This window comes from Streptomyces sp. NPDC087440 (genome assembly GCF_044744005.1).
GTDB lineage: Bacteria > Actinomycetota > Actinomycetes > Streptomycetales > Streptomycetaceae > Streptomyces.
The window spans coordinates 80,405-107,352 of the sequence record NZ_JBIUXN010000014.1 but is presented as its reverse complement, the minus strand read 5'-3'; the positions used below and the strand labels follow the sequence as shown (position 1 = coordinate 107,352).

At 70.8% G+C, this 26,948-nt stretch carries 22 protein-coding genes and 1 riboswitch; of the genes, 10 read left to right on the top strand and 12 right to left on the bottom strand.

The features are described from left to right. Window positions 1-30: 30 nt before the first annotated feature. From ACIO3O_RS25955 to hisC, 5 genes are all read right to left on the bottom strand, one after another. Window positions 31-1,767, bottom strand: coding sequence for a GAF domain-containing protein (locus ACIO3O_RS25955; protein WP_401749748.1), 1,737 nt, complete (start codon window positions 1,765-1,767; stop codon window positions 31-33). Between the two features lie 127 nt (window positions 1,768-1,894). Further along, on the bottom strand, window positions 1,895-5,407 hold the full coding sequence (gene cydD / locus ACIO3O_RS25950; RefSeq protein ID WP_401749746.1) for a thiol reductant ABC exporter subunit CydD: 3,513 nt from the start codon (window positions 5,405-5,407) through the stop codon (window positions 1,895-1,897). Window positions 5,408-5,479: 72 nt separating this feature from the next. Beyond that, window positions 5,480-6,481, bottom strand: a complete 1,002-nt coding sequence (cydB, locus tag ACIO3O_RS25945; RefSeq protein WP_401749744.1) for a cytochrome d ubiquinol oxidase subunit II — start codon at window positions 6,479-6,481, stop codon at window positions 5,480-5,482. 15 nt (window positions 6,482-6,496) lie between these two features. After that, window positions 6,497-8,005 carry a cytochrome ubiquinol oxidase subunit I gene (locus ACIO3O_RS25940; protein WP_401749742.1) on the bottom strand — a complete coding sequence of 503 codons (1,509 nt, stop codon included), beginning with the start codon at window positions 8,003-8,005 and terminating at the stop codon, window positions 6,497-6,499. A 259-nt stretch (window positions 8,006-8,264) separates the two neighbouring features. Continuing rightward, window positions 8,265-9,362 (bottom strand): histidinol-phosphate transaminase, encoded by a 1,098-nt coding sequence (gene hisC, locus ACIO3O_RS25935; protein ID WP_401749740.1) that lies wholly within the window; start codon window positions 9,360-9,362, stop codon window positions 8,265-8,267. A gap of 380 nt (window positions 9,363-9,742) precedes the next feature. Here hisC and ACIO3O_RS25930 point away from each other — a divergent pair, with 380 nt between their 5' ends. The 3 genes from ACIO3O_RS25930 to ACIO3O_RS25920 all read left to right on the top strand — a co-directional run bounded on the left by ACIO3O_RS25930 (window position 9,743) and on the right by ACIO3O_RS25920 (window position 13,431). After that, window positions 9,743-10,864 (top strand): LacI family DNA-binding transcriptional regulator, encoded by a 1,122-nt coding sequence (locus tag ACIO3O_RS25930; protein WP_189822572.1) that lies wholly within the window; start codon window positions 9,743-9,745, stop codon window positions 10,862-10,864. A gap of 252 nt (window positions 10,865-11,116) precedes the next feature. After that, on the top strand, window positions 11,117-12,418 hold the full coding sequence (locus ACIO3O_RS25925; RefSeq protein WP_401749738.1) for a metallophosphoesterase: 1,302 nt from the start codon (window positions 11,117-11,119) through the stop codon (window positions 12,416-12,418). Between the two features lie 182 nt (window positions 12,419-12,600). Further along, entirely contained in the window at window positions 12,601-13,431 is an 831-nt protein-coding gene (locus ACIO3O_RS25920) for a hypothetical protein (protein ID WP_401749736.1), read from the top strand. 61 nt (window positions 13,432-13,492) lie between these two features. On the opposite strand, the gene thiC is transcribed toward ACIO3O_RS25920, so the two are convergent. Further along, window positions 13,493-15,259 (bottom strand): phosphomethylpyrimidine synthase ThiC, encoded by a 1,767-nt coding sequence (gene thiC, locus ACIO3O_RS25915; protein ID WP_401749734.1) that lies wholly within the window; start codon window positions 15,257-15,259, stop codon window positions 13,493-13,495. After that, a riboswitch (TPP riboswitch) is annotated at window positions 15,252-15,387 on the bottom strand. It overlaps the preceding gene by 8 nt. A gap of 71 nt (window positions 15,388-15,458) precedes the next feature. Here thiC and ACIO3O_RS25910 point away from each other — a divergent pair. Then, window positions 15,459-16,877 (top strand): YibE/F family protein, encoded by a 1,419-nt coding sequence (locus tag ACIO3O_RS25910; RefSeq protein WP_401749732.1) that lies wholly within the window; start codon window positions 15,459-15,461, stop codon window positions 16,875-16,877. Window positions 16,878-16,908: 31 nt separating this feature from the next. Here the strand turns inward: ACIO3O_RS25910 and ACIO3O_RS25905 are convergent, their stop codons facing one another. The 4 genes from ACIO3O_RS25905 to ACIO3O_RS25890 form a co-directional block, all read right to left on the bottom strand. Then, on the bottom strand, window positions 16,909-17,343 hold the full coding sequence (locus ACIO3O_RS25905; RefSeq protein WP_401749729.1) for an SsgA family sporulation/cell division regulator: 435 nt from the start codon (window positions 17,341-17,343) through the stop codon (window positions 16,909-16,911). A 99-nt stretch (window positions 17,344-17,442) separates the two neighbouring features. Continuing rightward, window positions 17,443-18,180 carry an IclR family transcriptional regulator gene (locus tag ACIO3O_RS25900; RefSeq protein ID WP_401750010.1) on the bottom strand — a complete coding sequence of 246 codons (738 nt, stop codon included), beginning with the start codon at window positions 18,178-18,180 and terminating at the stop codon, window positions 17,443-17,445. A 374-nt stretch (window positions 18,181-18,554) separates the two neighbouring features. Then, window positions 18,555-18,782: a DUF5326 family protein gene (locus ACIO3O_RS25895; protein WP_401749727.1), complete on the bottom strand. Its 228-nt coding sequence runs from the start codon at window positions 18,780-18,782 to the stop codon at window positions 18,555-18,557. A 220-nt stretch (window positions 18,783-19,002) separates the two neighbouring features. Beyond that, window positions 19,003-19,320: a cupin domain-containing protein gene (locus ACIO3O_RS25890; RefSeq protein ID WP_401749725.1), complete on the bottom strand. Its 318-nt coding sequence runs from the start codon at window positions 19,318-19,320 to the stop codon at window positions 19,003-19,005. A gap of 92 nt (window positions 19,321-19,412) precedes the next feature. Here ACIO3O_RS25890 and ACIO3O_RS25885 point away from each other — a divergent pair, with 92 nt between their 5' ends. The 4 genes from ACIO3O_RS25885 to ACIO3O_RS25870 all read left to right on the top strand — a co-directional run bounded on the left by ACIO3O_RS25885 (window position 19,413) and on the right by ACIO3O_RS25870 (window position 22,671). Next, window positions 19,413-19,793, top strand: a complete 381-nt coding sequence (locus ACIO3O_RS25885) for a phage holin family protein (RefSeq protein WP_401749723.1) — start codon at window positions 19,413-19,415, stop codon at window positions 19,791-19,793. A gap of 5 nt (window positions 19,794-19,798) precedes the next feature. Then, window positions 19,799-20,953, top strand: a complete 1,155-nt coding sequence (locus ACIO3O_RS25880) for a cystathionine gamma-lyase (RefSeq protein ID WP_401749721.1) — start codon at window positions 19,799-19,801, stop codon at window positions 20,951-20,953. 282 nt (window positions 20,954-21,235) lie between these two features. Then, entirely contained in the window at window positions 21,236-22,132 is an 897-nt protein-coding gene (locus tag ACIO3O_RS25875; RefSeq protein ID WP_401749719.1) for a LysR family transcriptional regulator, read from the top strand. Window positions 22,133-22,191: 59 nt separating this feature from the next. Next, the gene (locus ACIO3O_RS25870; protein WP_401749717.1) at window positions 22,192-22,671 is read left to right on the top strand and encodes an NUDIX domain-containing protein; all 480 of its coding nucleotides are present in this window, start codon (window positions 22,192-22,194) and stop codon (window positions 22,669-22,671) included. On the opposite strand, the gene ACIO3O_RS25865 is transcribed toward ACIO3O_RS25870, so the two are convergent. Together ACIO3O_RS25865 and ACIO3O_RS25860 are read right to left on the bottom strand one after the other, a co-directional pair. Next, window positions 22,668-24,131, bottom strand: coding sequence for a globin domain-containing protein (locus ACIO3O_RS25865; RefSeq protein WP_401749715.1), 1,464 nt, complete (start codon window positions 24,129-24,131; stop codon window positions 22,668-22,670). The genes ACIO3O_RS25870 and ACIO3O_RS25865 overlap by 4 nt on opposite strands. Before the next feature lie 396 nt (window positions 24,132-24,527). Then, window positions 24,528-25,745, bottom strand: coding sequence for an MFS transporter (locus tag ACIO3O_RS25860; protein ID WP_401749713.1), 1,218 nt, complete (start codon window positions 25,743-25,745; stop codon window positions 24,528-24,530). A gap of 213 nt (window positions 25,746-25,958) precedes the next feature. On the opposite strand from ACIO3O_RS25860, the gene ACIO3O_RS25855 reads away from it, so the two are divergent. Together ACIO3O_RS25855 and ACIO3O_RS25850 are read left to right on the top strand one after the other, a co-directional pair. Further along, entirely contained in the window at window positions 25,959-26,417 is a 459-nt protein-coding gene (locus ACIO3O_RS25855) for a MarR family winged helix-turn-helix transcriptional regulator (RefSeq protein WP_401749711.1), read from the top strand. A gap of 72 nt (window positions 26,418-26,489) precedes the next feature. Then, complete coding sequence (locus tag ACIO3O_RS25850) at window positions 26,490-26,942, top strand: GNAT family N-acetyltransferase (RefSeq protein ID WP_401749709.1); 453 nt, start codon at window positions 26,490-26,492, stop codon at window positions 26,940-26,942. Window positions 26,943-26,948: the final 6 nt, after the last annotated feature.

Here is a 26,948-nt window from a genome sequence, read left to right as displayed (position 1 = left end):
AGGGCGCCCCTTACCCGTACGCAACCCCTGCTACAGGGGTGCCTCCCACACCACCGTCGTCCCCCCGCCGTCCACACCCAGCCCGGGGCCGTACGAGCTGGAGCCGCCCAGCGCCTCGGCCCGCCGCCCCAGGTTCCGCAGCCCGCTGCGCCGGCCGCCCTCCGGGATGCCGACCCCGTCGTCCGCGACGGTGAGCCGCACCGCACGCCGCCCGTCGGCCAGCTCCGCCGTCGCGTCCACGACCACCTCGATGCGGGACGCCTCCGCGTGCCGGAAGGCGTTCGACAGCGCCTCGCGCAGCGCCGCGATCAGGTTCTTCCCGGTCAGCTCGCCGACCAGCGCGTCCACCGGACCCAGGAAGTGGTGCGCGGGCTTGAAGCCCAGTGGCACCGCCGCCATGTTGATCTCCCGCAGCACCTTGGTGCGCAGCCCCGACGGCGCCTCGGCGGGCCCCTGCTGGAGCGCGAAGATCGCGGTGCGGATCTCCTGGATCGTCACGTCCAGCTCGTCCACCGCCTTGCCGACGCCCTCCTGGACCTCCGGCACGACCGACCTGCGCTGGGCGCTCTCCAGCATCATCCCGGTCGCGAACAGCCGCTGGATAACAAGATCGTGCAGGTCACGGGCGATGCGGTCGCGGTCCTCGTACACCGCGAGACGCTCGCGGTCGCGCTGCGACTCGGCCATCATCAGCGCCAGCGCCGCCTGCGAGGCGAACTGGGTGGCCAGCGTCCGCTCCGCCTCGGTGAACGGCTTCCCGCCCCGCCCCCGAGGCGTCGCCAGCGCGCCCATCACCCTGCCGCCGCTGTGCAGGGGCAGCAGCATGCTCGGCCCGTACCGGGCGGACATCCGCGTGATCATGCGCGGGTCGGTGGCCGAGTCGCTGACGAACACCGACTCGCCGCCCAGCAGCAGGCCCACGATCGGGCTCTCCGGCGGCATCACCTTGCCCAGCGTCTCGCCGGGATTGTCGGAGGAGACCGCCGCGATCTCCAGGCCGCCGTCCTCGGTGGGCAGCAGCACCATCCCGGCGTCCGAGTCCGCCAGCCGCCGCGCCTGCTCGGCGACCACGGTGAGCGCGTCGTCGACGTCCCCGCCCGAGAGGAGGGCCGTCGTCACGGCCACCGAGCCGTCGATCCACCGTTCGCGCTGGCGGGCCGCCTCGTACAGGCGGGCATTGCCGATGGCGATCCCGGCCTCGGTGGCCAGCACCCGCAGCATGTGCAGGTCGTAGTCGTTGAACTCGCCGCCGCCGTGCTTCTCGGCCAGGTAGAGGTTGCCGAAGATCTCGCCCTGCACCCGGATGGGGACGCCGAGGAAGGTCCGCATCGGCGGGTGGTGCGCGGGAAAACCGGCGAACCGGTGGTCGGCCGTCAGGTCCGCGAGCCGCACCGGCTCCGGGTCCCTGATCAGCGCACCGAGCAGCCCCTTGTGCCCGTCGGGCAGGCGGCCGATGGCGGCGGCCTCCTCGACCGTCACGCCGTAGGTCACGAAGTCGGACAGCCCGTCGCCCTCGTCGTCGACCACGCCGATCGCCGCGTACCGGGCGTCGGCCAGTTCGGCGGCGGTCTCGCAGATGCGGTCGAGGGTGGAGTGCAGTTCGAGACCGGTGCCCACCGACCGCATGGCCTCCAGCAGGTGCGGCACCCGTGCCGTGAGCTCGGTCGACAGCCCTTGCAGGCTGCGCGTCGCCTCGGTGGCGGCGTCGAGGGAGTCCTGTGGGGCGGACGGGCCGTCGGATACGAGCGGGTCCTGCTGCGCTGACATGCCCTTGAGACTAGTTAGTCCGATTTAAAGGGGAAAGTCGACGTGCGCGTGTTTCGACCGCTTAAGCCCCTGCGGTCGCCCGCCCATCGGGACCCGGCGCCGCTCCCAGGCCGCCCCGGCACCGTTCCTACGCCACCGGCTCCGCCGCCCTCTCCCGCTCCAGCATCCGCCGCAGCGGCCCCTCCGCAGCGGCCAGCGCCCCGAAGTCACCGCGCTGCACAACCTTCCCCGCAGCCAGCACGACCACCTCGTCCACGGCCTCCAGGCCCTGCAGCCGGTGCGTGATCAGCACGGTCGTGCGGCCCTCGGTGGCGGCCAGGAGATCCGCCGTCAGGGCGTCCGCCGTCGCCAGGTCCAAGTGCTCGGCCGGTTCGTCCAGGACGAGTACCGGGAAGTCGGCCAACAGCGCCCTGGCCAGCGCGAGCCGTTGCCGCTGCCCACCGGACAACCGCGCCCCGTGCTCGCCCACCAAGGTGTCGAGACCCTCCGGCAGCACCTCGACCCACTCCCGCAGCCGGGCCCGGCCGAGCGCCTCCAGGAGCTGCGCGTCGTCGGCGCCGGTCCTGGCGAGCCGCAGGTTCTCCCGTACCGAACTGTCGAAGAGGTGCGCGTCCTGCGCACACAGCCCGACCATCGTCCGTACGTCGTCGCCGTCGAGCTCCTCGGCGGCCGTCCCGCCGATCGTGTACGACCCGGCTTCGGCGTCCAGGAACCGCAGCAGCACCTGCGCGAGGGTCGTCTTCCCGGCCCCGCTCGCCCCGACCACCGCGATCCGCTTCCCGGCCTCCAGCGTCAGGTCCACCCCGCTCAGCGCCTCCCGCTCCTGCCCGGCGTACCGGGCGGACAGGCCCCGCACCTCCACCGGGAAGGGCGTGGCGGGCACCGCCGCGGGCGTCTCGGGCTCCCGTACCGGCAGCGGCGCGTCCAGCACCTCGTACACCCGCTCCGCGCTGCGGCGCACCCGCTGCCGGTACTGCACGGCCAGCGGGAGCCCCGTCACCGCCTCGAACGCGGCCAGCGGCGTCAGCACCACCACCGCCAGCGCCACCCCGGACAACCGCCCGTCCGCCACGGCCTGCACCCCGACCCACGCGGCCCCGACCACGGTCAGCCCGCACACCAGCGCCGACAGACCGCCGCCGAGCGCGGTGGCCGACGCCCCGCGCGAGGCAATCCGGGTGAGCGCCCCGTCCGCCTCCTTCACGGCGGCCAGCCTGCGCCGCAGCGCACCCGCCACCGTGAGCTCGCCGACCCCGCCGAGCAGGTCCGCGACCCGCACGGCCAGTGCACCGCGCGCCGGAGCCAGCTGCCGCTCCGCCCGCCGCGCCGCCGCACCGCTCACCAGCGGCACCCCGACCCCGGCGAGCAGCAGCCCGACAGCCAGCACCGCCCCGGCCTCCGGCAGCAGCCACCCGGTGAAGCCCACGGCGGCCGCGCCCACCAGGGCCGCGGCACCGACCGGCAGCAGCCAGCGCAGCCAGTAGTCCTGCCAGGCGTCCACATCGGCGACCAGCCGCGACAGCAGGTCCCCGCGCCGGGTCTCCCGCAGACCGGCCGGGGCGATCCGCTCCAGCCGCCGGTACACGGCCACCCGCATGTCCGCGAGCATCCGCAGCACCGCCTCGTGCGAGACCAGCCGCTCCGCGTACCGGAACACCGCCCGCCCGATGCCGAAGGCCCGCGTCGCGGTGACCGCCATCATCAAATAGAGGACCGGAGGCTGCTCGGAAGCCCGGGAGATCAGCCACCCGGACACCGCCATCAGCCCCACGGCCGACCCCAGCGCCAGACTCCCGAGCAGCAGCGCCAGCGCGAGCCGCCCGCGCTGCTCCCCCGCGTCCCGCCGCACCCGGCGCAGCACGCTGCCCCGCGCGCTCGGCGATGTTTCACGTGAAACATGAGCAGGCGCCTGGGCATCCGCGACCGTTTCACGTGAAACATCGCTCGCAGGCAGCTGAACCCCCGCAGCCGGCTGAATCCGAGCACCAGGACCCGCCGGAACGGCCCCCGCGTCCCCCAACGCCACCACCCGGTCGGCCACGGCCAGCAACGCCGGCCGGTGCACCACCAGCAGCACGGTCCGCCCGACCGCCAGCCGCCGCACCGCATCGACGATGCCCGCCTCGGTCTCGCCGTCCAGCGCGGCCGTCGGCTCGTCCAGGAGCAGCACCGGCCGGTCGGCCAGGAAGGCCCGCGCCAGTGCCAGCCGCTGCCGCTGCCCTGCGGAGAGCCCGGCCCCGTCCTCGCCGAGCAGGGTTTCGACGCCCTGCGGCAGCGCGGCCACGAAATCGTGCGCCCCGGCGTCCCGCAGCGCCTCCAGCACCGCCGCGTCGTCCGCCTCCGGCCGGGCCAGCCGTACGTTCTCGGCGACCGTCCCCGCGAAGAGGTGCGGCCGCTGCGGCACCCACGCCACCCGCGCCCGCCACTTCTCGGGGTCCACGGCCGCCAGGTCGGTGTCCCCGACCAGCACCCGCCCCGACTCCAGCGGCACAAAGCCCAGCACCGCGTTCAGCAGCGTCGACTTGCCCGCCCCGCTGGGCCCGACCAGGGCGACCGTCTCGCCCTCCCCGACCTCCAGCGACGCCGACTCCAGGGAAGCAGCCGACCGCCCCTCGTGCCGTACGGTCACGCCCTCGACCCGCAGCGCACCACCCGCCGGAGCGTCCCCCGAACCGCCCTCGGGCAGCTCGGTCTCCAGCACCTCGAAGATCTCCTCGGCGGCCGCCAGGCCCTCGGCGGCCGCGTGGTACTGCGCCCCGACCTGCCGCAGCGGCAGGTACGCCTCCGGGGCCAGGATCAGGATCACCAGCCCCGTGTACAGATCCAGCTCCCCGTGGACGAGCCGCATGCCGATGGTGACCGCGACCAGCGCCACCGACAGCGTGGCCAGCAGCTCCAGCGCGAACGACGACAGGAAGGCGATCCGCAGCGTCTTCATGGTGGCCCGGCGGTACTCGCCGGTGATGGCCCGGATCTGTTCGGCCTGCGCCTTGGCCCGGCCGAACACCTTGAGCGTCGGCAGTCCGGCGACGACGTCCAGGAAGTGCCCGGACAGCCGCGACAGCAGCTTCCACTGACGGTCCATCCGGGACTGGGTGGCCCAGCCGATGAGAATCATGAACACCGGGATCAGCGGCAGCGTCACCACGATGATCGCCGCCGACACCCAGTCCTCGGTGACGATCCGCGCGAGCACCGCCACCGGCACCACGACCGCCAGCCCCAGCTGCGGCAGGTAGCGCGAGAAGTAGTCGTCCAGCGCGTCCACACCACGGGTGGCCAGCGCGACGAGCGAGCCCACCCGCTGCCCTCCGAGCCACCCGGGACCGAGCCCGGCCGCCCGCTCCAGCAGCCGCCCCCGCAGCTCGGACTTGACCGCCGCGCTCGCCCGGTGGGCGGCCAGCTCGGTCAGCCAGGCCACCAGCGCCCGCCCGGCCGCGACGACGGCCAGCAGGATCAGCGGAGTCAGCACCCCGGCGGAGTCGAGACCGTCCTCAAAGCCCCCGACCACCACCTCGGCGATGAGCATCGCCTGGGCAACGACCAGACCCGCGCCTGCGAGTCCGAGAACCACCACCGCTCCGAGGAAGAAGCGGGTGGCACGGGCGTACCTGAGCAGACGCGGGTCGATCGGTTTCACGTGAAACATCCCCCACTAGCGAGAACGAAGGGCATCAGCGAGAGCGGACGGCACTCGCCGAAGCGCACGGCGTCAGTGCGCATCGGCGATGTGCTGCGTACCGATCCGCTTCCGGAACACCCAGTACGTCCACCCCTGGTAGAGCAGCACCAGCGGAGTGGCGATGCCGGCGCACCAGGTCATGATCTTCAGGGTGTACGGGCTGGACGAGGCGTTGGTGACCGTGAGGTTCCAGGCGTCGTTCAGCGAGGACGGCATGACGTTCGGGAAGAGCGTCAGGAAGAGCATGGCGACCGCCGCCGCGATGGTCACGCCCGACAGGGCGAACGACCACCCTTCACGCCCCACCTGGATCAGGGCGATCGCCGCGACCAGCGAGAGTGCCGCCACGATCAGCGCGACGAGGCTGCCGGTGTCTCCCTTGTCGACCTGGGTCCAGATCAGGAAGCCCAGCGCCAGCACAGCGGTCACCACGCCCAGCTTCACCGCGAGCGCCCGCGCCCGGACCCGGATGTCACCGACCGTCTTGAGCGCCGCGAACACCGCGCCGTGGAAGGTGAACAGGGTGAGCGTGACCAGGCCGCCGAGGATGGCGTACGGGTTGAGGAGGTCGAAGAAGTTCCCGACGTACTCCATGTCCCCGTCGATCTTCACGCCCCGCACGATGTTGCCGAAGGCGACGCCCCACAGGACGGCCGGCAGCAGCGAGGTCCAGAAGATCGCGTGCTCCCAGTTGGTCTGCCAGCGCTCCTCGTCCCGCTTGTGCCGGTACTCGAAGGCGACGCCCCGGATGATCAGGCAGACCAGGATGAGCAGGAGCGGCAGGTAGAAGCCGCTGAAGAGGGTGGCGTACCACTCGGGGAAGGCGGCGAAGGTCGCACCGCCCGCCGTCAGCAGCCAGACCTCGTTGCCGTCCCAGACGGGCCCGATGGTGTTGATCAGGACCCGGCGTTCCTTGCGGTCCTTGGCGAGCAGCTTGGTGAGGACGCCGATCCCGAAGTCGAAGCCCTCCAGGAAGAAGTAGCCGATCCACAGGACCGCGATCAGCACGAACCAGACGTTGTGGAGTTCCACAGCAGTTCCCCAGTCCTAGTACGAGAAGGCCATCGGCCGGTCGGGATCGCGGTCGTCGCCGCCGATCTTCGTGGGCGGGTTGAGGTCGGCCTCGGTGAGCTCCGGCGGGCCGAGCTTCACGTACTTCACGAGGAGCTTGACCTCGATGACGGCGAGGACGGCGTAGAGCAGGGTGAAGACGATCATCGAGGTGAGGACCTCGCCCTGCGAGACGCCGGGGGAGACCGCCGCCGAGGTCTTCAGGACGCCGTAGACGACCCAGGGCTGACGGCCCATCTCGGTAAAGATCCAGCCCCACGAGTTGGCGATGAGCGGGAAGAGCATGGTCCACAGCGCGACGATCCAGTAGAGCGACGCGAGGCGGGGGCTGAGGGCCTTCTTGCGGAAGAGCACCAGGTTCGGCACTTCGTCCTCACCGGTCCGCAGGCCCGGTGGCAGCAGGAACTTCTTCCTGGTCAGCCACAGGCCCAGGATGCCGAGCGCGAAGGACGCCATGCCGAAGCCGATCATCCAGCGGAAGCCCCAGTAGGCGACCGGGATGTTGGGCCGGTAGTCGCCGGGCCCGAACTTCTCCTGCTCGGCCTTGTTGATCTCGTTGATGCCCGGGACGTACTCGGTGAAGTTGTTGTGGGCGAGGAAGGACAGTATTCCGGGGATCTCGATGGCGACCCGGTTGTGGCCCTTGTCCACGTCACCGATCGCGAAGATCGAGAACGGTGCGGGTGCCTCGCCCTCCCAGAGGGCCTCCGCCGCCGACATCTTCATCGGCTGCTGCTTGTACATGACCTTGCCGAGCTCGTCACCGCTGATCGCGGTCATCAGACCGGCGATCACCACGGTGACCAGGCCCAGCCGCAGCGAGGTGCGCATCACCGGGATGTGCTTCTTGCGGGCCAGGTGGAAGGCCGCGATGCCGACCAGGAACGCGCCGCCGACCAGGAAGGCGGCGGTGATGGTGTGGAAGAACTGGGTGAGCGCGGTGTCCTGGGTGAGCACCTTCCAGAAGTCGGTGAGCTCCGCCCGCCCGCGCTCCTTGTTGATCCGGTAGCCGACCGGGTGCTGCATCCAGGAGTTGGCCGCCAGGATGAAGTACGCCGAGAGGATCGTGCCGATCGACACCAGCCAGATACAGGCCAGGTGGATCTTCTTCGGCAGCTTGTCCCAGCCGAAGATCCACAGCCCGATGAAGGTCGATTCGAAGAAGAACGCGATCAGCGCCTCGAAGGCCAGCGGAGCGCCGAAGATGTCACCGACGAAGCGGGAGTAGTCGGACCAGTTCATGCCGAACTGGAACTCCTGCACGATGCCGGTGACCACCCCCATCGCGATGTTGATGAGGAAGAGCTTCCCCCAGAACTTGGTCGCCTTGAGGTACTTCTCCTTGTTCGTCCGCACCCAGGCGGTCTGCAGGCCGGCGGTCAGCGCGGCGAGCGAGATCGTCAGGGGGACGAAGAGGAAGTGGTAGACGGTGGTGATACCGAACTGCCATCGCGCGAGGGTCTCTGGCGCCAGTGCCAGCTCCACGTCGTCTCTCCTTACGTCGCCGAAGCCACAGCCACATGCACGGTCCCGCATCTACGGGACTTTCATCGGGCAGTTTGCCCCTTTAATCCCACAAATCATGGGACGAACGGGGACACGCTTGTGAACGCGTTCACATTCACAAGCATTATGTCGCACGCCCATTCGGAAGGATCCAGGGGGGTACCCCCTAAAAACGACGATGCCCCCGCAAGCCGGCACACGGCTCACAGGGGCATCAGGCGCACCGCGCCCGCCGGGGCTACAGCTCCTTGCGGAACTCCTCCGCCGCCTTCAGGAACAGGTCGTTCGCCTCGACCTCGCCGATCGTCACGCGCACGCCCTCGCCCGCGAACGGACGCACCACGACACCGGCCCGGTCGCACGCCGCCGCGAAGTCGGTCGTACGCTCCCCCAGCCGCAGCCACACGAAGTTCGCCTGCGTCACGGGCACCGTCCAGCCCTGGCCGACCAGCGCGTCGTACACCCGCGTCCGCTCGGCGATCAGCGCGTCCACCCGCTCCAGGAGCTGGTCCTCCGCGCGCAGCGAGGCGACGGCCGCCTCCTGTGCGATCTGGCTCACACCGAAGGGCACGGCCGTCTTGCGCAGCGCCGCCGCCACCGGCTCGTGCGCCACGACGAAGCCGACGCGCAGGCCCGCCAGGCCGTACGCCTTGGAGAAGGTGCGCAGCACGGCGACGTTCGGCCGGTCCCGGTAGAGCTCGATGCCGTCCGGCACGTCTTCATCGCGGATGAACTCGCGGTACGCCTCGTCCAGGACGATCAGGATGTCCTTCGGCACGCGGTCGAGGAAGCGCTCCAGCTCGGCGCGGTGCACCACGGTGCCGGTGGGGTTGTTGGGGTTGCAGACGAAGATCAGCCGGGTCTTCTCGGTGATCGCGTCGAACATCGCGTCCAGGTCGTGCACATCGCCGTCGTCCAGCGGCACCTTGACCGAGGTCGCCCCGCTGATCTGGGTGATGATCGGGTACGCCTCGAAGGAGCGCCAGGCGTAGATCACTTCGTCGCCGGGACCCGAGGTCGCCTGGAGCAACGACTGCGCGACACCGACCGAGCCCGTGCCCGTCGCCAGGTGGGACACCGGCACGCCGAAACGCTTCGCCAGTTCCTCCATCAGCCCCGTGCAGGCCATGTCCGGGTAGCGGTTGAAGACCCCGGCCGCGGCGATCGCCTGCTCCATGACGCCCGCGAGCGGCGGGTAGGGGTTCTCGTTGGAGGACAACTTGTACGCCACCGGGCCGTCGCCCTCGGCGGCCGCGGCCGGCTTCCCGGGCTTGTACGTGGGGATGCCGTCCAGCACCGCACGCAACTTCGGGCTCCCCGCGCTCGTCTCGCTCACTTAAGGTCCTCCTCGACCGTACGTACCGCCAATACTGCTCACCTTATGAGGATTGGGCGACGCTGCGAAGGGGCCGCGGAAGTCCGCCGTCCGTCCGGAAAGCACCGGCGCATCCCTCAGGGGCGCGCCCTTGGATTTCGTGCGCGCCGGTGGCTCACGCCGTGGCGCGCGTCCCTCGAACTGGTGAGTTGAGACCTCACCGAAACATGCGGCAGGTGCCGGACGCACCCCGCCAGTCGGCGAACTCCACGGCGACACACCCCCCAACTCCCGTTATTTCCATGGTCATTGACCGAGTAACCCCATGCAGAAACGTGCCTGCTACCAGGAGCATATGCACGGCAGCCAATCGGCCCCCTGAGCCCTAATATCGGCTCGCCATGACAGCAGCAGGGAAGCATCAGGTGAGCCGGACCGAGACACCCCGGCGAGGCAGTCGGCCAGGACGAGCGGGCATCCGGGATGTCGCCGCCGCAGCCGGTGTCTCCATCACGACCGTCTCCGACGCCCTCAACGGCAAGGGACGGCTCCCGGACGCCACCCGCCGCCACGTTCGCGAAGTCGCCGACCGGCTGGGCTACCGCCCGTCCGCCGCGGCCCGCACCCTCCGTACCGGAAAGTCGGGCCTGATCGGCCTGACCGTGACGACGTACGGGGATGAACCTTTCACCTTCACCGAGTTCGCGTACTTCGCGGAGATGGCCAGGGCCGCTACCTCGGCCGCCCTCGCCCGCGGCTACGCCCTCGTCATCCTCCCCGCCTCCTCCCGGCACAGCCCCTTCGACGTGTGGCAGAACGTCGCGCTCGACGGGACCGTCGTCATCGACCCCTCCGACGACGACCAGGTCGTCACCGAGCTGATGCGCCAGGGCCTGCCCGTCGTCTCCGACGGCCGCCCGTCCGGGGCGCTGCCGGTCACCGCGTGGGTCGACAACGACCACGAGGCCGCCGTGCTCGAACTCCTCGACCACCTCGCCGACGCCGGCGCCCGCCGCATCGGCCTGCTCACCGGCACCACCACGGACACCTACACCCGGCTCTCCACCACCGCGTACCTGCGCTGGTGCGAGCGCGTCGGCCAGGACCCGGTGTACGAGTCCTACCCGGCGCACGACCCGTGCGCGGGCGCCGTCGCGGCCGACCGGCTGCTCGCCCGCCCGGACCGCCCGGACGCCGTGTACGGCCTCTTCGACCCCAACGGCACCGACCTGCTGGCCGCCGCCCGCCGCTACGGGCTGCGCGTCCCGGAGGACCTGCTGCTCGTCTGCTGCTCGGAGTCGACGGTGTACGCGAGCACCGAACCGCCCATCACGACGCTCTCCCTCAAGCCCCGCCGGATCGGCACGGCGGTCGTGCAGCTCCTCATCGACGCCATCGAGGGACTGGACACCGGGCGGCCCGTCGAGCAGGTGATACCGACCGAGCTCATCATCCGTACGTCCTCCCAGCGGCGCCCTCCGCGCACCACGGTGAGCGCGCCGCGGTCGCCGTCGGGGGACTGAGGGAGCCCCGAGGGGGCGGACGCAGGGGTGCGCGGGGCGGCAGGCGGGGAGCCGCCCCGAAATCAACACCGGGACCGATCTCCGCAATCCGGGCGAAACAACTGGTGAACCGGGGGTGTACCCGGATTCACCACCCCTGGTGCCTCACACAGCGCGGGCCGCATTCCTATGATGGGCGCACGACACAGCGGACCACCCGAGACCAGGTGGGACCCCAAGGTGTACGGCGGTGCGACGGTGGTGGAGGGGTCAATGACTCAGGGGGCCGGTCAGGGACCCGCGGTGCGTACGGCTACGTTGCGGGACTTCCGGGTGCCTCCCTATGCGCAGGCCCCCGTCGCGACGTACGACGCGGAGCAGGCGCATGCGGGGGAACCGTTGCTTGCGGAAGAGCACGTGCACGCGGGAGCGCAGGCGTACGCCGGAGGGCAGACATCCGCCGGCGAGCAGGCGTTCGCCGGTGAGCAGGCGTTCGCGGAGCGCCCGTACATCCCCGAGCAGGAGACGTACGCACCTGTGAAGGAAACGTACGCAGCTGTGCAGGAGGCGTACACACCGGTGCAGGAGACGTACGACCCCGAGCCCCCCTTCGACGAGGGCGACGAGCCCGAGGGCTACACCCCCACCCAGCGCGACCTCCCGGTGATCACCCGGGACGACCGGGGCCCCGGCGACACCCTGCGCATCCCGCAGCCCGACTTCGCCGCGCAGCCCGAGGGCGAGGGCCTCGGCCCGCTGTTCGTCGTCGGCGACGTGCACGGCTACCTGGTGGAGCTGCTGGACGCCCTGCACGAGCAGGGTCTGATCGACGAGGAGGGCCACTGGTCGGCGGGCAACGCGCGCCTGTGGTTCCTCGGCGACTTCACCGACCGCGGCCCCGACGGCATCGGCGTCATCGACCTGGTGATGCGGCTGTCCGCCGAGGCGGCCGCAGCCGGCGGCTACTGCAAGGCCCTCATGGGCAACCACGAGCTGCTCCTGCTCGGCGCCCGCCGCTTCGGCGACACCCCCGTCAACTCCGGCGCCGGCACCGCCACCTTCCAGGCCGCCTGGCTGCTGAACGGCGGCCAGAAGCACGACATGGAGCGCCTCCAGGACGTACACCTGCAGTGGATGGCACGCCTGGACGCCGTCGCCCTGGAAGACGGGCATCTGCTGACGCACTCCGACACCACGGCCTACCTCGACTACGGCAGCACCATCGAGGACGTCAACGACACGGTGCACGACATCCTCACGCGCAACGACGCCGACGAGTGCTGGGACGTCTTCCGTAAATTCACCAAGCGCTTCGCGTTCCGTGACGAAGGCGGCTCCGACGCCGTGCGGGAACTGCTGGCCGCATATGGCGGCGAGCGCATCGTCCACGGTCACAGCCCCATCCCGTACCTCCTCGGCGAGGTCGGCAACGAGGACACCTCCGACGGAGAGGGCAGCTCGGGGCCGGTCGTGGAGGGTCCGCACGTCTACGCGGACGCGCTCGCGATCGCCATGGACGGCGGCGTGACCATGGCCGGAAAGCTCCTGGTGGTCCAACTCCCGTTGGATGACTGAGCGTCACGGACTCGTACGTGCGCCGTACGAACACACTCCCACCGGCGTGCCAATTTCCGGAAACCCTCTGTCACCCCGTGCCGTAACGGCTCTACCATCGGGTTATCCGTAGCAGGCTCTCCTCCGTTTCCGCCCAACCGCCCCACCGAAGCGGGCAACCCGGCCCTACGGAGCATCGGGGGATGCACATGAACAGCGCTCCGCACCTGCTGGCCGAGGACCGCCCGGAGTTCGAGCGGACCCTCGACGAAGCACTGCGCACCGCGCACGAACGCCCGGAACTCGCCGCGGAGGGCGGGCGGCTGAACAGCGAGCAGCTGCGCACCGCCGCGCTCAACGCCAGGGAAATAATCAACGGTCACGCGCTGACCGAGTACGACCACTACGTGAAGGTGCGCGGTGAGCTGCGCGCGCCCTCCCTGCCCGCCGCCACCCTGCTCGCGCCCGGGGTCGGCGAGAACGCCGAGGCGACCGGCGCCGGTGCGATCGCCGTCGTCGCCGTGCTGACCCCCGTGCTGGCCGGGATCGCCGCCGTGGTGCTGCTGCTCGTCGGCTTCTCGCTGCGGATGCTGAACCCGCCGCCCGCCATCGCCGACGCCCTGTTGACCGCCGGGTGGGTCTTCGGGGCGCTGACCGCGGCGGGGCTGCTGGGCGCGGCGGTGGGCCTGCTGTTCACCGCGCTGCGCAACGGCTCGACCGCCTTCCAGGTCGGCCACCGGGACGCGAGCACGGAGGAGGTCGACCGGGCCAGGGACGCCTGGAAGGAAGCACTCCTGGAGCGGGGCATCGTCCCGTTCCTGCGCGAGGCCCTCGCCAAACCGCCCGACCCGGCCTCCTCCTCGCCCGAACCGCCCCGGCAGTCCGGCCGCATCCCCGGTCTCGGGTACTCACGGCCGGACTTCAGCAGCCCCGGCGACAACAGCAACAACAACGGTCACAGGACCCGCCCCAGCTTCAGCAGCCCGGACTTCTCCAGCCCCGACTACGGCGGCCCGGACCACAAACCAGAGTGATCCGATCCGATACACCGGAGTGATCCGATCCGGTACTACGGGCCGTGGCCGCCGCACGGGGCTACTCCGCGATCGGCAGATACACCCGGTTGCCCGCCGCCGCGAACTCCGCGGACTTCTCCGCCATGCCCGCCTCGATCTCCTCCGCCGTCCCCCCGTGCTCACGGCGGATGTCCTGCGAGATCTTCATCGAGCAGAACTTCGGCCCGCACATGGAGCAGAAGTGCGCCGTCTTCGCGGGCTCGGCGGGAAGCGTCTCGTCGTGGAACTCCCGTGCCGTGTCCGGGTCGAGGGCCAGGTTGAACTGGTCCTCCCAGCGGAACTCGAACCGCGCGTCGCTGAGCGCATCGTCCCACTCCTGCGCACCCGGGTGCCCCTTGGCGAGGTCCGCCGCGTGCGCGGCGATCTTGTACGTGATGACGCCGGTCTTCACGTCGTCCCGGTTGGGCAGCCCCAGGTGCTCCTTGGGCGTCACGTAGCAGAGCATCGCGGTGCCCCACCAGGCGATCATCGCGGCGCCGATGCCGGAGGTGATGTGGTCGTAGGCGGGCGCCACATCGGTCGTCAGCGGGCCGAGCGTGTAGAACGGCGCCTCCTCGCAGATCTCCTGCTGGAGGTCGATGTTCTCCTTGATCTTGTGCATCGGGACGTGTCCCGGGCCCTCGATCATGGTCTGTACGTGGAAACGCTTGGCGATCGTGTTGAGTTCCCCGAGCGTCTTCAACTCCGCGAACTGCGCCTGGTCGTTGGCGTCCGCGATCGACCCCGGCCGCAGCCCGTCGCCGAGGGAGTACGTCACGTCGTAGGAGGCGAGGATCTCGCAGAGCTCCTCGAAGTGCTCGTACAGGAACGACTCCCGGTGGTGCGCCAGGCACCAGGCCGCCATGATCGACCCGCCGCGCGAGACGATGCCGGTCTTGCGGCGCGCGGTCAGCGGAACATACGCCAGGCGCACGCCCGCGTGGACGGTCATGTAGTCCACGCCCTGCTCGGCCTGCTCGATGACTGTGTCCTTGTAGACCTCCCAGGTCAGCTCCTCGGCGCGGCCGTCGACCTTCTCCAGCGCCTGGTAGAGCGGGACCGTGCCGATCGGGACGGGCGCGTTGCGCAGGATCCACTCGCGGGTGGTGTGGATGTTGCGGCCGGTGGACAGGTCCATGACCGTGTCGGCGCCCCACTGGGTCGCCCAGGTCATCTTGTCCACCTCCTCCTCGATGGAGGAAGTGACCGCGGAATTGCCGATGTTGGCGTTCACCTTCACCAGGAACCGCTTGCCGATGATCATCGGCTCGATCTCCGGGTGGTTCACGTTCGCGGGCAGCACCGCCCGACCTGCGGCGATCTCCTCCCGTACAACCTCGGGAGAAACGTTCTCCCGGATCGCCACGTACTCCATCTCGGGGGTGATCTCCCCGCGCCGCGCATACGCGAGCTGCGTCACCGCTACCCCGTCGCGGCCCCTGCGGGGCTGGCGCGGGCGGCCGGGGAAGACCGCGTCGAGGTTCCTGAGGCCCCCGCGCGGGGACGTGTGCTTGATGCCGTCGTCCTCGGGCCGGACCGGACGGCCCGCGTACTCCTCGGTGTCGCCGCGCCCGACGATCCAGTTCTCGCGCAGGGGGGCCAGGCCCCGCCGCACGTCCGTCGCGACGGTCGGGTCGGTGTACGGGCCGGACGTGTCGTACAGCGTCACGTCCTTCCCGTTGGTCAGGTGCACCTGACGGACCGGCACCCGCAGGTCCGGGCGCGATCCCTCGACGTACCCCTTGTGCCAGCCGGGCGTGCGCCCGTCCTGGTCAGAGGCAGGCGTGCGTGCATCCATCGTGGTCATGAGACCTACTCCCTACGCCGGCATTACCCGGTAACAGGTTCAGCGGTCGACGCAGCCGTTTCCGTACGTTCGTGTACGGAGGTCAGCGCCCTCTCAGCCCGGTGCTCCGAGCTCCCGCGTGTGCAAAGGTGCCCCCACGCTAGCGCCATGCCGGGCGCGCTGACCAGAGGGCCCCTGTCGTTCTTGCGATGATCGCCTCGTGACCCCACCACAGCCCCCCTCCCAGCCGACGCCCCCTCAGCCGCCCCCCGCCGCTGGTCATGGGCACGGCCACAGCCACAGTCACGGCCCCGCCGCGCCGGTGTCGAAGCACCTGCGCAAGGTGATCGCGGCCGTGCTGATCCCCTTCGCGACCGCCGTCCTCGTGGGACTGGCGATCCTGTGGCCGGGCGGCGCACCCGCCCACGAGCGCACCGGAGTCGGCTTCGACCGGCAGACCGAGCAGGGCAGGGTCGTCGCCGTCGACACCATCGACTGCAAGGACGCCAACGTCGCCCCGCAGCAGCCCGCACAGGGCGAACAGGCGGCGCAGGGCGATCAGGCGGCGCCCCCGGACAAGGCCACCGCGTGCAAGAAGGCCGGCGTCGAGGTGACCACCGGCGCGAACAAGGGCCGCACCTTCACCGAGATCGTCCAGCCGGAATCCTCCCGGCAGTTGAAGCAGGGTCAGAAGGTCGTCGTCGCGTACGCACCGAACGCCCCGCGCGATCTCCAGTACTCGGTGATCGACGTGGACCGCAAGCTGCCGCTCACCCTGCTCGCCGGGGTCTTCGCCGTCGCGGTGGTCGTCGTCGGCCGGATGAAGGGCGTCATGGCGCTGGTCGCGCTGGTGGCGTCGTTCGCGGTGCTGACCCTGTTCATCCTCCCGGCCATCCTCCAGGGGTCGAATCCCCTGGTCGTGGCGGTGGTCGGGGCGAGCGCCATCATGCTGATCGCCCTGTACGCCTGCCACGGCCTGAACGCGCGCACCTCCGTCGCCGTCATCGGCACGCTGATCTCGCTGCTGCTGATCGGGCTGCTCGGGTCGCTCTTCATCGGCTGGGCGTTCCTGTCGGGCAACATCGACGACAACACCGGCCTGATCCACAGCCTCTATCCGTCGATCGACATGAGCGGCCTGCTCCTCGCGGGCGTCATCATCGGCTCGCTCGGCGTCCTGGACGACGTCACGGTCACCCAGACCTCCGCCGTCTGGGAGCTGCACCAGGCCGACCCGACGATGGGCCCGCGCGCGCTGTACCGGGCGGGCATCCGCATCGGCCGCGACCACATCGCGTCCGTCGTGAACACCCTTGTGCTCGCCTACGCGGGCGCCGCACTGCCCCTGTTGCTGCTGTTCTCCATCGCCCAGTCCAGCGTCGGCACGGTGGCCAACAGCGAGCTGGTCGCGGAGGAGATCGTCCGCACCCTGGTCGGCTCCATCGGTCTGGTGGCCTCGGTGCCGGTCACCACGGCGCTCGCCGCCCTGGTGGTCTCCGCGGACCGCTCGGGCTCCGGTGCTGGTGCTCTTTCCGGCACCGGCGCCGGTGCTGGCTCTGGTGCTGGTGCTGGTTCTGGTGGTACGACGCCGGGCGCTCGTCCGGTACGAGGCGGACGCGGCCGGCGCCGCAAGGGCTGACGCCGACCGGAGCCGGCGACGCGGGCTGGGGTCAGCCCGCGTTCTCCTCCGCGAGGATGCGGCCGAGCTCGTCCTCCAGGCACCCCGCGTAGTTACTCTGCGTGTGCTCCTGGCCGAGCGGGACCAGCTTGTCGGTGCGGTCCAGGAAGGCGACCAGCGGGGCTGCGCTCGCCCGGAACAGCGCCCGGTCGCCGCCGACCTGGAGCCGGATGTGGACGTCGGCGAGTTCGTCCGGATCGGTCGGCGAAATATGCACATCTCCCTCGCCGCAGGGTTCGTTGATTCCGTCGACCAGCAGTTCGCGACCGAAAGCCCAGGTCACAGGGGCATCGCCGGGCAGGTGAAAGGTCAGGCGGATCGCGTACGGGTCCTTCGCCTCGTACATGAGCTCCACCGGAATGCGAAAGGAGAGCTCCTCAGAGACGAGGAAGCTCATCATGACCTCTGCCTGAACCGACTCGCGCATAGCCAACCCTGCCGTAGATGAAAGTGGCCGGAACGATCCCCTCCGGCCCTCTTGACGTCATCGTGCTTGAAGCAGTAACAGATCACAAGGAGTGAGTTTTCAGATACTGATAGAGAACATGAGCGAACGGACGACCTCACCCACTTCGCCGCGCATACATTCGATCGCGGGCCTCAACCGGTACTCCTGGTCGAACGGCAGGGAGATCGCCAGCACCGCCGCCGTCAGCCCGATCGTCACCGGAATCGCGGCGCACACCGTGCCCAGCGCGTACTCCTGGCGCTCGACCACCGTCTGCATCCGCTCGACCGTCGCCAGCCTCCCCAACAGGGCGGATGCGTCACGCACCGTGTACGGGGTGAGGGGTTCGACGGGGTGGCGGTCGAGGTGGTCGCGGCGGGCCGGAGTGTCCAGCTGGGACAGCAGGCACTGGCCGATCGCGTGCGCGTGCGCGGTCTCGCGGAGGTCGGCCCACTCCTCGACGGCGGGGTGTTCGATGCTCTCGGCGAGGGCCGTCAGTTCGACCTCGCCCTCGCGGTAGACGGCGAAATACACCGCGACCCCGAGCGTGTCGCGCCACCGCTCCATCGTCTCGGTGACCACCTCGCGGCGGTCCTGCCCCGCCCCTCCCCGCCCGAGCCGCCCGGCAGCGGCCCCGAGCACAAAAACACCCTGCTCACGACGGAGATATCCCTCGTGGGTCAAGGTGCGCAACAGGTGGTAGGCAGTGGGCAGCGGCAGACCGGCCTCGCGGGCGAGCTGCTTCGCGGGGGCGCCGTCGGGGTGGTCGCTGACCGCCTCCAGCAGACGCAGGGCGCGCTGGACGGAACCGATCAGGGTGGGGGCCGACGCGGGACCGCCGGGCGCGGGCACCGGTGCGGTGCGGGGGCCGGGGGCGGGGACTCCGGGTCCGGCTGGGCCTGCGGATCCGGCCGGGACCGGGACGGCCCGAGCAGGGACGGCCGGGGTGGGTACGGCGGCGGATCGGGCCGTGGGCTGGGCCGTGGCCATGGGTCACTCCCGGGGTCCCGAGGGGCAACGCGGTCGCCGGGGAGCGGGAGTCCCGGGTGACGGCAGCGGTTTTTCACCCTAACTGCCTTGCCCGGGGCCTCAGTTCTTTCACGTGTCAGGTTCCCCCCGGCGGGCTAACGCCCGCACGGGCTACCAAACGGACTTGCCCAGCGGCGGCCACGGCCCTGCCGCCCGCGGGGTCACCAGCCCTTGGAGGAGCCGCCGGACGAGGAGCCCGACTTGAAGCGTCGTACGACGTAGATCAGACCGCCGATCAGGGCGACCAGGACCAGGAGCTTGAACAGCAGGCCGATCAGCGTGCCGATCGCGGTGAGGATCGCGCCGCCGAACACGAGGAGGACGAGGGCGGGGATCGCGACCCACTTCACCCAGCCCGGCAGACCTTCGAATATTTCCCGTGCAGCCATCTTCTTGCCTCTCCCTCGGTCCGGAACCTGCCCGGCTCTGCGGTGTTTCCCTGCTCTCGATGCTAGGCGCGGAAGAGCTCCTGCCGGGGCCGTGCAGCCCTTGAAGACCCCTGATCCGACCCCTAGGGAACCTCGGGGTGTTTCACGTGAAACATTCGGGGATCGCCCGCCGGGTCACAGGTCGGCTCTCCGGGCCGGCTCCCCGGGCCGGCTCTCCGGGTCAGCTCTCGGGCGGGGAGAAGACCACCAGCACCCGCAGGTCCTCCGCGATGTGGTGGAACTTGTGCGCCACTCCGGCCGGAACGTAGACCACGCTGCCCCGCGCCACCTGCGTCGTCTCCATGCCGACGGTGATCGCCGCCCGGCCGCTCACCACGAAGTAGATCTCGTCCTCGTTGTGCGGCTGCTGCGGGTCCGTGGAGCCCGCGTCGAGCGCGTACAGCCCGGCCGACATGTTCCGTTCCTTGAGGAACTGCAGATACGCGCCGTCGTTCGCGGCGCGCTCCGCCTCCAGCTCGTCCAGTCGGAATGCCTTCATGCCTGACCTCGGAATGCCTTCATGCTGACCCGCTCCTCGCCGCGTACCGCCACACCTGGGTATGACCGATCATGTCTGCCACGATCAGACACATGTTGAATTTCGCAGTCAAGACGATCGCCAACGCGGTCGCCCTCTGGGTGGCCGTGTGGCTCGTCCAGGACATCACCCTCACCGGCGAGAGCACCGGCCGCAAGGTCGGCACGCTGATCGTCGTGGCCCTGCTCTTCGGGCTGGTGAACTTCCTGGTCAAGCCGGTGGTGAAGCTCCTGTCCTTCCCGCTGTTCGTTCTCACCCTGGGCCTGTTCACCCTGGTCGTGAACGCCCTGATGCTGCTGCTCACCTCGTGGCTGGCCGACAAGTTCGACCTGGCCTTCCACGTCGAGGGCTTCTGGACCGCCGTGCTCGGCGCGCTGATCATCAGCGTCGTGTCCTGGGCGCTGAACGTGATCCTCCCCGACGGAAGGGACTGACCCGCATGCCGATATCCGACGAGGACGGAGACGGCACCCGGTCCGTACGGGCCGGGCTGCCCGAGCCCGTCGCGTACGAGCCGACCCTGCCGGGGCCGGTGTTCGCCGCCCACTTCCACCTGCCGGGCGAACCCACCGGCCCGTACACCTACGGCCGCGACGAGAACCCCACCTGGACCCATCTGGAACGGGCGATCGGCGAGCTGGAGGATCCGGGCGGCGCCGCCCACACGGTCGTCTTCGCCTCCGGCATGGCCGCGATCTCGGCGGTCCTGCTCTCCCAGGCGAAGGCGGGCGACACCGTCGTCCTGCCCGACGACGGCTACCAGGCCCTCCCCCTGGTCCGCGAGCAGCTGGAGGCGTACGGGGTCGAGGTGCGCACCGCCCCCACCGCGGGCGAGGCGCAGATCGCCCATCTCACCGGGGCGAAGCTGCTGTGGATCGAGTCGCCGTCCAACCCCGGCCTCGACGTCTGCGACATCCGCGTCCTGGTCGACGCGGCCCACGAGGCGGGCGCACTGGTCGCCGTCGACAACACCCTCGCCACCCCGCTCGGGCAGCGCCCGCTCGACCTGGGCGCCGACTTCTCGGTGGCCAGCGGCACCAAGGGCCTCACCGGGCACGGCGACCTCCTGCTCGGTTACGTGACGTGCCGGGACGCCGAGCTGGCGGCGCGGGTGCGGCGCTGGCGCAAGGTCGTCGGGGCGATCCCCGGGCCCATGGAGGCCTGGCTCGCCCATCGCTCGCTGGCCACGCTTCAGCTGCGCGCCGACCGGCAGGGCGCAAGCGCCCTCGTCCTCGCGACGGCCCTGCGTGGCCACCCGTACGTCAGCGACCTGCGCTATCCGGGGCTGCCCGAGGACCCCTCGTACACGGTCGCGGTGCGCCAGATGCAGCGCTTCGGGTGCGTGGTGTCCTTCACGCTGCCGGACAAGGAGTTCGCGGAACGCTTCCTCGGCGCACTGCGGCTGGTGGACGACGCGACCAGTTTCGGCGGCGTACGGTCCACGGCCGAGCGGCGCGGGCGGTGGGGCGGCGACGCCGTGCCGGAGGGCTTCATCCGGCTGTCGGTGGGTGCGGAGGACGCGGACGACCTGCTCGTCGACCTCATGCGGGCACTGGAGACGGCGGGCGGCCCACTCGATGCAGCAAGCATGTAAGTAGCGTCGAGTAGCCGCCTGGCGTAGGACGGGCGGTCCGAACCTCCCCCCTCGTGGCTCGGACCGCCCCGGTTCTGCGCACGAAGAACCGCCTGCACAAGGCTAGTTGACTCTGCGTCAGTGTCCAATCACGCTAGCGACAGAGACCTATCGACATATTTATACTGCGTCTTCGGGCACACCGGCGGGGACCGGACCACGGGGCCTGGACGGTGGTACGGGACAGGGCGGACGCCCGGTCCGCGGCCACCGCCCGGCACCGCGCAACGCGGAAGGCATGACATGGATCTGGCCCTGCTGCGCACCTTCGTCACCGTCCACCGGGCGGGCTCCTTCACCCGGGCCGCCGCCCTGCTCGGCCTCTCGCAGCCCGCCGTCACGGGCCAGATCCGCACCCTGGAGCGGCAGTTGGGCCGCCCCCTGTTCCTGCGCCGGGCACGCGGCGTGACCCCGACCGCGATCGGCGACGAGCTCGCCCACCGGGCCGCCCCGCACCTGGACGCCCTCGTCGAGATCACCGAGACCGGCCTCGACGACCAGTCCGGGGTGCGCACCCTGCACCTCGCCGGTCCCCCGGAGTTCACCTCGCTGCGCGCACTGCCCGCGCTGGCCCCGCTCACCGCGCAGGGGCTTGCGCTGCGGGTCGCCTTCGGCAGCTCCGAGGAGACCCTGGAGGGTCTCGCCGCCGGCCATCACGACCTGGCCCTCACCACCGACCGGCCGCGCGGCGGGCTGCTGACCGCCACCGCCCTGTGCGACGAGGAGCACGTCCTGGTCGCGGCCCCCCGCTGGGCCAAGCACCTCACCCCCGAACTCCTCGCCGACAAGGGCGCCGTCGTCCTGGAGAACCTGCCCGTGGTCGAGGTCCACGAGAGCCTGCCGCTCGTCGCCCGCTACTGGGCCGCCGTCTTCGACACCCCGCCCGCCGCCGCGGGCACCGTCGTCGCCCCCGACCTGCGCGCCGTGCTGACCGCCACCGCCGCGGGCGCGGGCCTGGCCGTACTGCCCCGCTACCTTTGCGCGGACGCCCTCGCCCGGGGCGAGGTGGTGGCCCTGTACGAACCCGCCGTACCTCCCCTGCGCACCTACTTCCTCGCCGTGCGCACCGGCACGCTCGCCCAGCCGCACCTCGCGCGGGCGCACGAATGGCTGCTGCGCGCTGCCGGTGACTGGTGCTGAGCGGGAGCCGAGGGGGGCCGGGGAGTTTCGACGGGCCCCGCGCGGGCCACGTTATTGCCATGACCGAACGTCCCGTGGTCAAGCGCACCGCACGCGCCGTCCTCCTCGACGGCGACCACCTCGTCCTCATCAAACGCACCAAGCCCGGCGTCGACCCGTACTGGGTGACCCCCGGCGGGGGAGTCGAGCCGGAGGACGCCTCCGTCGTCGACGCCCTGCACCGGGAGGTGGACGAGGAGCTCGGGGCGAAGATCACCGATGTGGTGCCCTGCTTCGTCGACACCGTCGAGCACATCGCGGGCAACGCGGGTGCGGGCGTGAAGGTGCAGCACTTCTTCGTCTGCCGCCTGGAGTCCATGGACCCGGCGCTGCGGCACGGCCCGGAGGTCGACGACCCGCTCGGCGAGTACGAGATCGTCCGCGTGCCCTTCAGCCGGGTGGGCATCGCGGCCGTCCACCTCGTACCGCTGTCGCTGCGGCACTACCTGGACGGCAACATCGAGGGCGTACGGGCGCTGCTCGCCCCCGACCTGGGCTAGTCGCCCGCGGCGACGAGTTCCTCCACCGCGTCGTGCCGTATCCGGCTGCCCGGGATGCCGACCGTGCGGAGCGCGTCGAGTCCGCTGCGGATCATGCCGGGCGGACCCGACAGGTAGGCGTCGTAGGCGTTCCAGGGGCCGAACTGCCGCACCGCGTCCGGGAACTGGGATCGGTCGTCCACCACCGGGCGCACCGACAGCCAGGAGTGCGACTTCGCCAGGCGCAGCATGGTGTCGATGTCGTACAGGTCGTAGTCGGTGCGCGCCCCGTAGAACACCTCGACGGGCCGTCGCTCCCCGTGCTCCGCGACGTCCTCGACCAGCGCCTTGATGGGCGCGATGCCGGTGCCGCCGCCGATGCAGAGCAGCCCGTTGTCGGTGGTGTGGTCGACGGTCATCGAGCCGGACGGCGGGCCGAGCCGCAGGACGTCGCCGGGGCGGGCCCGGTGCACCAGCGCGTTGGACACCCAGCCCGCCGGGACCGCCTTCACGTGCAGGGTGAGCAGTCCGTCCGGGCGCGGGGCCGCCGCGAAGGAGTAGTGCCGCCAGATCCGCGGCCACCACGGGGTCTCCAGGCTGGTGTACTGCCCGGCCAGGAAGGGGTACGGCTGGTCGGGGCGCAGCGTGACCACGGCGATGTCGGGGGTGCGCAGGTCGTGCGCGACGACCTCGGCGTGCCACCAGGCGGGCGAGGTCAGCTCGCTCTCCGCCGCCGCGTCGATCATGATCTGCGAGACCGCGGTGTACGTCCGCACCCAGGCGGCCTCCGTCTCCGCGTCCCACACCGCCTCCGCATACCGCGCCAGGGCTCCTATCAGGGCCTCGCCGACGGCCGGGTAGTGCGCGGCCCGGGTGCCGTACTTGCGGTGCCCGGAGCCGAGACGGCGCAGGTAGTCGCTCAGCACCTCCGGGGTGTCCATGTGGTCGGCGGCGGTCAGCAGCGCCTTGAACAGCCGGTCGCGCTGGGTGTCCATGGCGGGCGGGAACATCGGCCGCAGCTCGGGATGCCGGACGAACAGCAGCGCGTAGAAGTACGACGTGGCCCGGTCCGCCACCGGCTGGATCTCGGCCAGCGTCCGGCGCACCCGGAGCGCGTCCGGGGAGGGCTGACGGGTCCGGGGGGCTGCGGGGGATCGGTGCGGGGTGCTCCCGAAGAAGAGCGCGGCGGCCGTCGGGGCGGGGTCGGGGACCTGCACGGAGGGCGCCGGAACCTCTGCGGCAGGGGCGGCGACGGGCGGGGAGGGCTCCGGAGCCCCCGCAGCCGCAGCCTCCTCAGCACGGGCCTCCGCAGCCGGGGCCTCCGTGTCAGTGCCTGTGGGCGGCCCGGGCGCGGGGTCGAACCACCCGCTGCTCATGTCCCCGCTCGTGCCTCTTCCGGCTACCTCGGCACCGGCCCCGGGTATGCCGTTCTGCCCGGTCACGCCGTTGTCCCCGGCCGGTGTCGTCGTCGGAGCGTCCATTCTGTGCCTCGCCTCGAACGTCATGTGGTCGCGCTTCTCCCTCAGTGAGAGCTCTGTGAGAGCAAGGCGTAAAAGGCTGCGCGTCGGCCGCAGTTCCCGTCGTCGCAGCGTGTCAGCCCGTCGCTCAGAACGGGTGAAGACCGGGAAGTCCGGGTTTCCGATCTCTCCTTACGTCTAGGCTGCTTTCGCCCCATGCCCATGGGCCCTCGGTCCGAGGCAGCGCATTCCCAGGAACACCGGCACCATTCCTGTCGCGCCCACTCACGAACCGAACCACGATGTTTCACGTGAAACACACCGCATGGCCCGGTTGTCTTGTTTGCCCCCGCACAAAAGGCCCGCCCCCGGACCCTCCTGTGACGGAGAACCGGGGGCGGAGAGTAACGAAGGAGCAGCTCAGCGCCGTGCTGCGACCACCGTCACCTCGGGCTCGGGCACTCCCCCCGCGATGACCCGGCTGCCGCTGTGTCCCGTACGACGGTCCAGTGAGCCCGACACGAAGGCGACCACCAGCGCGGACACCGCCAGTCCCGCACCGACCCAGTTCGGCGCGGTGAACCCGAGCCCGCCCGCGATGACGAGGCCGCCGAGCCAGGCCGCGAGGGAGTTGCCGAGGTTGAAGGCGCCGATGTTCCCGGCGGAGGCCAGCGTGGGTGCGGCGGCGGCCTGGTCCAGCACCCGCTTCTGCAGCGGCGGCACGGTCGCGAAGCCGAAGGCGCCGATCAGGAAGAGGGTGACGGCTGCGGCGGCCTTGTCGTGGGCGGTGACCGTGAAGAGGGCCAGGACCACGGCGAGTCCGGCCAGGGACACGTACAGCAAAGGCATCAGTGCGCGGTCGGCGTACCGGCCGCCGACCAGGTTCCCGGCGACCATGCCGAGGCCGAAGAGCACCAGCAGCCAGGTGACGGAGCCCGGCGCGTAACCGGCGACGTCGGTCAGCATCGGCGTGATGTAGGTGATCGCGGCGAAGACGCCGCCGAAGCCGAGCACGGTCATCGCCATGGCGAGCAGTACCTGCACATTGCGGAACGCGGCCACCTCGTCGCGCAGCCGGACGCCCTCGGGCTTCGGCTGTTCGGGCACCAGCTTGGCGATGCCCGCGAGGCCGAGGACGCCGAGTCCGGCGACGACGACGAAGGTGGCCCGCCAGCTGACCTGCTGCCCGAGCCAGGTGCCGAACGGGACGCCGATCACGTTGGCCAGGGTGAGGCCCGTGAACACCATGGAGAGGGCCTTGGCCTTCTTGTCCGGTGCGACCATTCCGGCGGCGACGATCGAGCCGATGCCGAAGAACGCGCCGTGCGTGAAGGAGGCGACCACCCGCCCGGCGAGCATCACGCCGAAGGCGGGGGCGACGGCGGTGAGCACGTTGCCCGCGATGAAGAGCCCCATCAGCAGCATCAGCATGTTCTTGCGGGAGACGCGGGTGCCGAGCGCGGTCATGAGCGGGGCGCCGAGGACGACACCGAGGCCGTATCCGGTGACGAGGTATCCGGCGGTGGGGATCGAGACGTGGTACTCGGCGGCCACCTCGGGGAGCAACCCCATGATCACGAATTCGGTGGTGCCGATACCGAAGGCGCCGATGGCCAGTGCGAGGAGCGCGAGCGGCATGGGGTTCCTTCCGGGGAGGGGGGGTTGCCCCGCAGGAGGGCATTACTTGCAGGGGTTCCCTACGAGCGTCGACAATAATTGCAGACGCCGATTAATTGCAAGCGCGGGATATTGCGGAGTTCGCCTATCCTGGTGGCGGGCCGCATCCCCGGCCGCCCATGGCACGGCACAGCGCCGGCCCGCCCATCGCGCAAGGGGACGAGGAGAGACCAGATGACCGCCACCGACCCCGCGCTCACCGCCCTCGCCCAGGGGTGGTGCGCGCTCTCCCTGCTGCACAGCCGCATCGAGGCCCACATCGAGAAGGCGCTCCAGGCCCAGCACGACCTGAGCGTCCGCGAGTACTCGCTGCTCGACGTCCTCAGCCGACAGCACAGCGGACCCGGCGGCCACCTCCAGATGCGCCAGGTCGCCGAGGCGGTGCTGCTCAGCCAGAGCGCCACCACCCGCCTGGTCACCCGCCTGGAGGACCGCGGCCTGCTCACCCGCTACCTCTGCGACACCGACCGCCGAGGCATCTACACCGATGTCACCGACGCCGGTCAGATCCTCCTCACCCAGGCCCGCCCCACCAACGACACCGCCCTGCGCGAGGCCCTCGACGCCGCCGCCGAAAACCCCGAACTCGCCCCGCTCGTCCGCACGGTGGAAGCGCTGCGCACCCCGGCCTGACCTGGGCGCTCCAAGGTCACCGCGGCCGGGCGGTCCATGGTCACGACGGGCCGTACGGCATACGCTGCGGCCATGACCGACCTGTCGATACGTCCCGCCACCGAGGCCGACCTGCCCGCCGTCGTCGCCATGCTCGCCGACGACCCGCTGGGCGCGCAGCGCGAGTCCCCGGACGACCTCACGCCGTACGCCGAGGCCTTCAAACGCCTGGCGGCCGACCCGAACCAGCGGCTCGTCGTCGCCGAGCGCGCCGGACGCGTCGTCGGCACCCTCCAGCTCACCCTGGTCCCGGGCCTGTCCCGCAAGGGTGCCACCCGCTCGATCATCGAGGGCGTGCGCGTCCACGCCGACGAGCGCGGCAGCGGCCTGGGCACCCGGTTCATCGAGTGGGCGGTCGAGGAATCACGCGCCCAGGGCTGCCAGTTGGTGCAGCTCACCTCGGACGTCAGCCGGAAGGACGCCCACCGCTTCTACGAGCGGCTCGGGTTCACCGCCTCCCACGTGGGCTTCAAGCTCCAGCTCTGACGCAGT